Consider the following 2,940-nt stretch of genomic DNA (forward strand, 5'->3'; position numbering starts at 1 on the left):
CGCGGCACCATCTTGAATGAACTTCGCTGGCATGAATGAACCTCCTGTGCCGGGCTCTCCGCCCGGCTCGATCCCGATCCCACCTTCGAACTCGACCTGCTCCGGCATTACGCCTCACCCTTGCTCTTGACCGCCGCGCGGGAGTCCTGCATGGCCACGCCGAAGTCGAAGTAGCCACGCCACTGCATCCCGAGCTGGTTGAAGTCGGCGTCGCCGCTCTCGATGGTCGGGGTGCGCTTGCCGCGCAGGTACGCGATCTCGATCGCGGCCACGTCCGCCGGGTTGGCGAACAGGTACCACGCCTTGGCGCTCCCGCCCGTGAGCCCCTGGGCGTTCAGGTACGGACTCGCCACCGGCTTCCACTTGCCCGCGTGCGGGTTGACGGCGGGCTTGCCCTTGTCGACCGTGGTCGTCTCGTTGATCCGCGTCTCGGTCATGAGCACCTGGGCCGTGACCTTCAGCGCCGACGGCACGAGGAGCACCGACGGGGTCAGCAGGATGGGCTTGCCGTCGGTGTCTGTCTGGTCGAGGAACGCCTGCTCGGCCTGCGTCAGCGCGTCGATGCTCAGGGTGGTGGCTGCGCCGGAGATGAAGTTCTTGTTGCCGGCGCTGAAGAAGTTCGACGGGTTCGCCAGGAGCAGCTCGAAGACCGCTTCCTCGCGCTTGAGCGCCGACATGCGGCCGATGATGCGCGGGATCTGGAGGAAGGCCCCCAGGTCGTCGTTGATGATCATCTGGCGGTTGAGCGCGAACATCCTGCCGTAGGTCTCAACCTTGTTCGTGTACGCCTGCTCGGACAGCCCGGCGTGCTTGAGCTCGCCGTCGGGGCCGACCTTCTCGAAGACGCCGGTGCCGGTGAGCCGGTAGCGGGTGACCTCCTTGAAGTCGCCCACGTCGGTCTCGGCGCAGAACATGGAGACGGCGCTCTCGACGGCGGTGTACGCCGCGAGCATGGTCTTGTTGGCGACGTTGGAGAGGATGCCCGAGAGCGAGATGGTCGAGAACCCGCTCGAGGCGCGGATCTCCCGCTCGCGGCGGCGCAGCACCGTGTTGGCCTCGAAGGCCGACTGGATGAACTCGTTGTCCACGTGGTACGAGCGGAACGAGCCGCCCGCGGCCTGGATGGCGTAGGTCATGGCGCTGTGCAGGCCCGCGTTGCGGAGCGGCCCCGACAGCGCGGCGTTCATGGTGCGCTGGTCGTACCACTTGCCGACCGTTTCCTCGGGGATGCCCGCCGACAGGCAGAGGGCCGCCTCCATTGCGCGCCCGGCGTGAGCGGAGTCCGCGTCACGGCGGACCCCGCCCTGCGCCAAGGCCGGGCGCTCGGCGCGGAGCACCGCGAGCTCGGTCGTTGCCCCGTCCCACCCGTCGGCGATCGCCTGGGCCTCGATCTCGGCGTGCTTGCCGCCGCCGACCGCTCCTCCGCCGCAGATGCGCCGGACATCGGCGATGCGTTTGGTCTCGGCCGCCACCTCGGCACGGAGGCTGGCGATCAGCGGCGCGGGCGGAGGGGCGTCCGTGCCCCCGTTCGCCGACGCGCCGGCACTGGGGGGCATGTCGCCCGTCCCCTCGGCGTCGAACATGGCCTGAAGGTTGGTCTTCTGCGTGTCGGTGAGGGATGCGATCTCAAAGCCCTTGGCCTCAAGCCACTGCTCGAACGTCATGCCGTCCTCCTTGACTGTCTTGGGGGGTGATACCGCGCCGGCGGCGACCGCCGCGCTGGTGTTGTCGTCCGCGCCCAGCGCCACGAAGCTCACCTCGCCCAGTGTGCTCCGGCGCGCGATGAGCACGGGTCCCTCGAACTCGCGGCCGTTGGCCGAGGCCTTCCTGCCCTTGGCGACGAACTCCATGTGCCCGGCGATCGCGCCAAGCGATGCCTGCCACGGGAAACCGTTGCGGCTGCTGTCGATGATCTCGCGGGCCACCGGGCCGGCCCCGGAGATGATGCCGGAGACCAGTAGTTGTGAACCCTCGACCTTCACCGCGTCGGTGTGCCCGACGATGAGCGAGCGGTTGTGGTCCTTCAGGATCGGGCGGCTCTTGAGCCCGCCGCCGGCAACCTGCATGCCCGCCAAGTCCACGACCACGGGGTGCGGCCACCCGGCGATGACCATCGGCCCGCCGGTGTACGCGACCATCGAGAACCGGCGCAGGCTCGCGGCGATGCCATCACCCGTGGGTGAGGCGGCCTCGATCCAGCCCTCGACGGGCGTGCAGAGATTCAGCGTGCGTGGGGGAAGGGGGGGGCGGTCAGGCATCGTCATCCTCCTTGCCGCTAGGCGCGAGCGCGGCTGTCGGCTCCAGGGCGAGCCCGAGCTCCTGCATCAGCGAGAGTTCCTTGCCGCGCTGGCGGAGCTCGTTCTCCCAGTCCCGTCCCTGCTTGGCGTACTCGGCGGCCAGAGTCGTGGTGTGCGACGCCAGGCGCGTCGCCTGGGCCGTTGCTTCCTTCGCGGGATCGACGTGCTCGTTGACATCCCAGAACCACAGGTGCGGCAGGCCCTGCCCGGTGGCGACGAGCGTGCGCGCCGGGAGCGGGAGCAGGTCGGAGATCAGCACGGCCTCGCGCAGCCACGCATCGAGCAAGCGGTCGAGCACGACGCACGCCAGGTGCTCCTGCTCGACGCGGATGCTCTTGAAGTACGTCTGGTGGTCGAGGCGGCCGCTGGCGTAGTTGTACCCCGAGGAGTTGCACGCCGCGACGTTGAAGGGCATGTTCAGGCAGCGCGCGATCTCGTTGAGGATCTCGCGCTTGAACTCGGCGTAGGTCGTGCTCGGCTGCTCGGCCTGCACCTGCGCCATCTTCCAGCCGCCAGGCATGGTCAGCAGCGAGCGGGCCTCAAGCTCGATGGAGTCCATCGGCTCGACACTCTCGGCCTCACCGTTGGCAGGGGCGTCTGTGTAGAGGATGCCTGCGAAGTCGGCGGCGGTCTCCGCAGCACC

General features: G+C 68.9%; 2 protein-coding genes. Both read right to left on the minus strand.

Annotation, left to right across the window (positions count from 1 at the left end):
- Positions 1 to 107: 107 nt before the first annotated feature.
- Entirely contained in the window at positions 108 to 2,258 is a 2,151-nt protein-coding gene (locus tag IT540_RS16050) for a hypothetical protein (protein WP_291180162.1), read from the minus strand.
- On the minus strand, positions 2,251 to 2,940 hold a 690-nt coding region (locus IT540_RS16055), incomplete at its 5' end, for a phage portal protein (protein ID WP_291180165.1). The genes IT540_RS16050 and IT540_RS16055, both read right to left, overlap by 8 nt.

Source organism: Hyphomicrobium sp. (genome assembly GCF_020852195.1).
Lineage (GTDB): Bacteria > Pseudomonadota > Alphaproteobacteria > Rhizobiales > Hyphomicrobiaceae > Hyphomicrobium_C.

Bases quoted from the DNA above. Each gene is read 5' to 3' on its own strand.
- IT540_RS16050 (WP_291180162.1), bottom strand. From the start codon at position 2,258: ATGCCTGACCGCCCCCCCCTTCCCCCACGCACGCTGAATCTCTGCACG.